Origin of the sequence: Streptomyces sp. ICN903, from assembly GCF_022015835.1 — a bacterium.
GTDB classification, from domain to species: domain Bacteria; phylum Actinomycetota; class Actinomycetes; order Streptomycetales; family Streptomycetaceae; genus Streptomyces; species Streptomyces fenghuangensis.
Map to the genome: position 1 here is coordinate 1 of NZ_JAKMAY010000342.1, position 5674 is coordinate 5674.

Genomic DNA, 5674 nt, shown 5'->3' on the forward strand with positions numbered 1-5674 from the left:
GGGGAGGGCGTACGGGCGCGCGGAGACGGCACGGCGGACTCCGGGAGCGGGCAGGGGCGGTGGCGGGGTCGGCACGGTGAGCTCTTCCGGCGGCGGCCATCACGTGGCCCTCATTGCGAGCGCCGGGGCGTGGTCGGCCGTTTCGTTCCCGGCCGGCTCCCCGAGGTCGTAGTCGTAGGGGAGCCGGTGCCACTGCTGCCCGGGCGAGGGCTGCGGAATGAAGCCCGCGTGCCGCAGCAGGGCGGCGGCCGGCTTGCCACCGTCCTCGGCGGTGACGCCGATCTCGGGGTGCCGGGCGATGACGATGCCGGGAGCCCGCGAGGAAGGAGGGGTGCGGCTGCCGTCGGATGTGCGCATGGAGACCTCGGCGGGGAGCGGATCAGACATAGAGGTTCTTGGTCGGGCGGTCGGCTTCGGTGGCGGCCTCCAGCAACTCGGGCAGGTCCTCGGGATCGGTGTCGCGCTGATCGACCCACCACCCGGCGCGGGTGACGGTCCGGGCGGCGTCCTCGATGCGCTCCCAGGCCGCTTCGCCGGTCTCGCCTTCGACGACCAGGGCCGTGTATGCGGCGGTCATGAGCCGGTGGCGGCAGCGGACACCCCAGGGAACGAGGCGGTCGGTGCCCTCCAACGGAGGCATCCGGTACTGCGCGGCCCATGCTTCGGCCTCGGCCAGCTCCTCTGTTCGTTTGGCCTCCACCCAGGCGGCCCTGGCCTCGGCGTCCTCGGCGCGGGAGGTCTTCCAGCAGGAGGTGCAGTCGCGCTCGGCGAGCCACCGGGCGTATCCGGCCCGGCGATCGGCGGGCCGGTCGGACAGGTCCCTGTCGGCCCGGTGTCCGCAGGCGTGGTCGATGGTCCAGATCCTCTTCACGGCCATCGAAGGCATGACTCCTCTCGGAAGGAACGATCAGCGGGAGGGGCCCCGGGTGGGACGCGGTTCGGCGGCTGCGGCCCGGGAAGTGGCGGCCGTCTGCGCCGTCCTCACTTGGGAGGTACGGGCGGGACCACCGCCGAGCGCGAAGCCTTCGGCCCGCGCGGAAGCGGCACGGGAGGGGACGCGTACGGAGACCACGGACGCGGCCAGGTGCGGCTGAGCGGCGACGGTCAGACCGGCCCGCTGCAGCGCCGCACTCGTCCGGGCGACCTTCTGCACGGCCTCGCGGTACCTGGAGGTGTCCGGCAGCGTGTAGACATCCAGTCGGGGCTGGTACCGGAAACCCTGCTCCCGCAGGATCCGCTCGCCCGCCGTGCGGCCGTCGGTGACGGCGGCGACGACCCCCAGCGAGGGGTGCACACCGAAAGCCACGTCCGGGCCGGTGTCCGCGGCCGGCGCCCGATCGCCGGCACCGGCACCGGCGTGGCCTGACGGTGACGGTTCTCCGGTGACCGGACTGCCGTGGCCGGTGGTCTGCGACGCGATCCGGTCACGGCGGTCGAGAAGGCCGCGACCGGAGGGGAGCCGACGAGATGGGGTGATGTCGTAGGCGGCATCTGCGACGACGGTGAGGCGAGCCGCTCGGAGAGAACCGATCGCCTGCCGTGCGCGCCTGGTCGGATCACGGTCCGGCTCGGTGAGCGCATACAGGGCCTGGCCGGGAACGGGCTCGAACCCGACCAGACGCAGCATGTGGTCGACGAGGTGGTGGTCGCGCACGTTCCATGCCACGACGCCGAACTCGTCATGGTGGCGAACCGTGACGTGCGGGCTGCTCATGGAGGCTGCTCCTGGAAAGAACCGCCCGGGCAAGGGGTGGTGCCCGATCCCCGGGGCGAAAACGACCGGGCAGGAGCAGGATCCGGAAGTCAGGGGATTTGGCTGGGCCGCAGGTTTTCCGGTAGCAGTCGATGAGCCCGGGGTGGCCGGGGCACGAGAAGGTCCTTGCGGGCTGCGTGGCAGGTGCAGTAGCGCCGGAGCCTTGAACCGTCACCTGCCCCGCCGCCGGGGTCGCGCCGAGGCTACGGAGCCGACTCCGCGGCTGGCTCGGTCGACTGTTGCGGCATACATGTCTCCGGGCATACCTACTTGCTGGTCCGCCTCGATGAGGATGAGCGTGCCGTCCACCCGGTAGGCCTGTCCCCTGGTCAAGACGTTGACCATCACGGCGCCTCGTTCGCCGGGGACCTACTGGGCGAACTGCCCGCTGCGGCTGGTCAGTCGAGCCTCTCCTCAAGGTGTGACAGGAGGGCCGCGACGAGGCTGGGGCGCGGTACGTCCGGTACCAGGGCCTCGGGGAAGTCGTCCTCCACTCCCCACTCGGTGTTGACCATCATGGGTGCACCGTTCGGTACGACGTGGTTGCGGAGCCACATCGCGAACTCCGCCGCCTCCTGGGCCGTCACGTTGGTGACGGCTGCGCCCTCCGGGGTCGTCAGGACGATTCCCTCGACGGCTCCGTCCTGGAGGGTGAAGCCGAAGCTCATGGACGGGCCGCGGGCGCCCGACCCCTGGGGGCTCTCGTCGATGCGGACGAACTCGTCCGGGGTGCGCTCACGCAGACGAGCCGCGAAGTCCTCCAGCACCAGGTTCCAGGTGCTGCCCTGCGGCGGGGTGAAGATGAACATGGTGCGCAGCTCGGCGAGCTCGGACGCTTCCACCTGGGGTCTTCCCTTCCACGAGGTATTGACGGAGGTCACGGAACGCGGCGGGCGTATCCCTTGACGTCGTGGGCGGCCGTCATCACGCGCCGGCAGGGGACGGAGTCCGGGTTGTCGGTGACGATCTCCACTCCCGCCGTCACGAAGGCGCTCGGTTGCCACGACAAGACAGCCACCTGCCTGGTTGTCGAAGCCGATGGAACCTGGAGCCGATACGCCGGCGGGGACCGAGCCCCACGACTCCGGGGCGGCCGGACGACAACTCACACGACCGATGTCCTGAAGGGGTCGGTGGGAACGATCCCTACCTCGTCGAAGATCTGCTCCAGCGCCTCATGGCCGTGATGTCGGCGGTACTCGATCTCGGCCGCTGTTACCGGCAAGACCCACAGGATGCGAGCGTGTCCAGCGGGCAACGGACAGCGCTCAAGGCCAGGTCCGTGCAGATAGGGCAGGCTGATCAACAGGTGATCGCAGGCCGAACCCGGCACCCACGGTTCACCGATCGGCATGCTGTGTCCCAGGCCAAGCCGATACCCACCGCAGTGGTAGTACGCGATCATCGCCATGAGTTCGACGAACCGCTGGTCGCGGACATGGGTCGTCATGACGAACTCAAGCCCGTGGCCGCCCTGCTCCACCGCGGACCAGCAACCGGCCGTTACGTAGGCCCAGCAGTCGCTGCGCGGGCCGGGACCCACGACGAGAAATCGCAGGTCGGACAGCACCTCTCGCCGTCCTGGCCCGAGGTCGTACTCGACGACCTCCATGGGATGCCCTTCGAAGAATTCCCGGACATGCGATTCGATGGCCTCCGCGGCCCGCATCCTCGCAACGCTCACCGCGCGATCATGCCAGACCGCCGATGGGCGTCTCCGAGAGATCACCCGGTGCCATGAAGCGCTGGCATCGGCCGCAAACTCGCGCTACCTCACCATGCAAGTTCACCAGTCCTGGGACTGGATGTTCTGTACCGGCCCCGGCGGCCTCCCAGGCGTTGATCAGCACAGCACGGAGGCCGGGCGGCACCAGGAGATCAAGCTTGCATGCGGGCGTCGGTGTCGAACAGGTCTCGCTCGGTGGGGTGGAGGAGGTGCTGGGTGATGAAGGAGCGGCCCGCGACCTTCCACAGACCCCGGCCTTTGACCAGGGCGCCGACGGCCTGGGTCTCGACCCCGGTCAGCCCCAGGAGGGAGGCGGCGGCGGTGAGCTGGTCGGGTTCCTGGCGGTAGACGATGCGGGTGGAGCAGTCGGTCAGCAGGCCCTCGGCCAGGGCGCGGCTGCGGGAGCCGGCGTCGCCTGCGGTGAGCAGGTCGGACAGGCGGTGGACGACCATCATGTTGGCGATGCCCAGCCCGCGGCTGAGCTTCCACTGGGACTGCATGCGCTCCAGCAGGGCGACGTGGCGCATCACGCGCCAGGCCTCGTCGTAGATCACCCAGCGCCTGCCGCCGGCGGGGTCGGCAAGGGCCGACTCCATCCAGGCGCTGGCGCAGGTCATGGCCAGAACCAGGGCGGTGTCGTCGCCAGAGCCGCCGAGCCGGGACAGGTCGATGGTCAGCATGGGCGCGGCCGGGTCGAACACCACGGTGGAGGGGGCGTCGAACATCCCGGCCAGGTCGCCGGCGATCAGGCGCCGCAGGGCGTGGGCGAGGTCCTGGGCAGCGCCGGCCAGGTGACCCCCAGTGGGCCCGGCGACCCGGGCGAGGTAGTCGGGGTCGGCCAGTACGGCGGCGATGTCGCCGAGCACGGGAGTGCGGCCGGTACGGGCGGTGTGGGCGACGACCTGGTCCAGGGCCACGTCCAGCGCGGTGTGCTCCATCGGCCGCAGGTCCCGCTTGAGGACGGTGCGGGCCAGGGAGGCGAGCAGCAGCAGGCGGCGTTTGCGGACCTCGCCCGCCCAGTCGCCCTCGTCGGCGCCGTGCGGCCGGGCCGGGGCGTCGAGGGGGTTGAGCCTGCCGGGCAGTCCAGGGCCGACGGCGATGGTGCGGCCGCCCAGGGTGGAGGAGACGGCCGTCCACTCGCCCTTGGGGTCGCAGGGGACGTAGACGCGGTAGCCGTGGGCGACGGCCCGCAGGGCGAGCGACTTGGCCAGGGCGCTCTTGCCCATGCCGATGACCCCGGCGAGCAGGATGTTGGGGTTGGTGAAGCCCTCCAGGCGCCCGTACAGGACGAAGGGGTCGTAGCAGAAGGCGGCCTCGGCGTGGACGTCGCGGCCGATGTAGAGGCCCTCGGCGCCCAGCCCACCTTCGGCGAGGAAGGGGTAGGCGCCGGCGGCGGTCGCGGTGGTCATCCGGTGGGCGGGCAGCTTGAGTCGGCCGCCGCGCGCGGAGGCCGGTCCGGGCCGTCCGGCGGCCGGGTAGACGGCGCGCAGTTCCGGATCGGCGCCCTTGCCGGAGGGGCGGGGCCGGGAGGGTACGGCGCCGCGGGCCTTGCTGCGGGCGGCGGCGAACTGCTCGCGGCTCGCGCGGGCCTGGGCGCGTTCGGCCTGGTGGGGAACGAACAGTCGGCTGGCGGTGGCGCGGATGCGGGGCATGGCGGTGTCCTCCGGGAAGGACGGACGGTCAGTGGCGGACGAGGCCGGTGAACGGGTCGCGCAGGTCGGCCGGGGTGGTCTGGCGCCGCACCCGCAGCGCGGTGCGCAGGTGTCGCCGGCACACGGCCGACCACGGCGGGCCTTCCCGCAGGCCGGGGCGGTGTGCCTCCGCCCCGGGCGGTCGGCAGGTCGTGGGGCGCGGGGCGGTGTGGAAGGCGGCGTGGAGATGCTCGGCGGCCTGCCACAGCCGGGTGCGCACCGCCCGCAGGTGGTCCGCCTCGGCTGCGGCGACCGGACCGGTGCGGATGGTGTGGGCGTCCAGCAGTCGGTGGAGGGAGACCAGATGGGCGTGGAGGGCGTCCAGCTCGGCGCGGTCGGCGGCGGCGCTGTCGCCGGGCAGGTTGAGCGCGAGGTGGAGCTCCAGTGCGGCGGTGGCCAGCGGTACGAAGCCCTCGGCGGGTTCGGGCAGGGGCGGCGGGATCGGCATGGCGGTGGTCTTCATGGGAGTGCCGGAGGGCGGTGCGTCACGGGCGGGCGAGGGGG

At 71.9% G+C, this 5674-nt stretch carries 8 protein-coding genes; all 8 read right to left on the reverse strand.

From position 1 onward, the window contains the following. Positions 1-99 precede the first annotated feature (99 nt). The 8 genes from L7D48_RS25020 to L7D48_RS25050 all read right to left on the reverse strand — a co-directional run bounded on the left by L7D48_RS25020 (position 100) and on the right by L7D48_RS25050 (position 5633). Entirely contained in the window at positions 100-387 is a 288-nt protein-coding gene (locus L7D48_RS25020) for a hypothetical protein (RefSeq protein ID WP_237882754.1), read from the reverse strand. Beyond that, positions 380-877: a hypothetical protein gene (locus L7D48_RS25025; RefSeq protein ID WP_237882756.1), complete on the reverse strand. Its 498-nt coding sequence runs from the start codon at positions 875-877 to the stop codon at positions 380-382. The genes L7D48_RS25020 and L7D48_RS25025 overlap by 8 nt, the downstream gene beginning before the upstream one ends. Positions 878-907: 30 nt before the next feature. Beyond that, positions 908-1714: a hypothetical protein gene (locus L7D48_RS25030; RefSeq protein WP_237882758.1), complete on the reverse strand. Its 807-nt coding sequence runs from the start codon at positions 1712-1714 to the stop codon at positions 908-910. A 437-nt stretch (positions 1715-2151) separates the two neighbouring features. Then, positions 2152-2595, reverse strand: a complete 444-nt coding sequence (locus tag L7D48_RS25035) for a hypothetical protein (protein WP_237882760.1) — start codon at positions 2593-2595, stop codon at positions 2152-2154. A 35-nt stretch (positions 2596-2630) separates the two neighbouring features. Next, positions 2631-2762, reverse strand: a complete 132-nt coding sequence (locus L7D48_RS29225) for a hypothetical protein (protein WP_256463238.1) — start codon at positions 2760-2762, stop codon at positions 2631-2633. A gap of 96 nt (positions 2763-2858) precedes the next feature. After that, positions 2859-3437 carry a suppressor of fused domain protein gene (locus tag L7D48_RS25040; RefSeq protein ID WP_237882762.1) on the reverse strand — a complete coding sequence of 193 codons (579 nt, stop codon included), beginning with the start codon at positions 3435-3437 and terminating at the stop codon, positions 2859-2861. Between the two features lie 194 nt (positions 3438-3631). Next, positions 3632-5131: an ATP-binding protein gene (locus tag L7D48_RS25045; protein ID WP_237882764.1), complete on the reverse strand. Its 1500-nt coding sequence runs from the start codon at positions 5129-5131 to the stop codon at positions 3632-3634. Between the two features lie 28 nt (positions 5132-5159). Beyond that, on the reverse strand, positions 5160-5633 hold the full coding sequence (locus tag L7D48_RS25050) for a DUF6238 family protein (protein WP_374493678.1): 474 nt from the start codon (positions 5631-5633) through the stop codon (positions 5160-5162). Between the last annotated feature and the right edge of the window lie 41 nt (positions 5634-5674).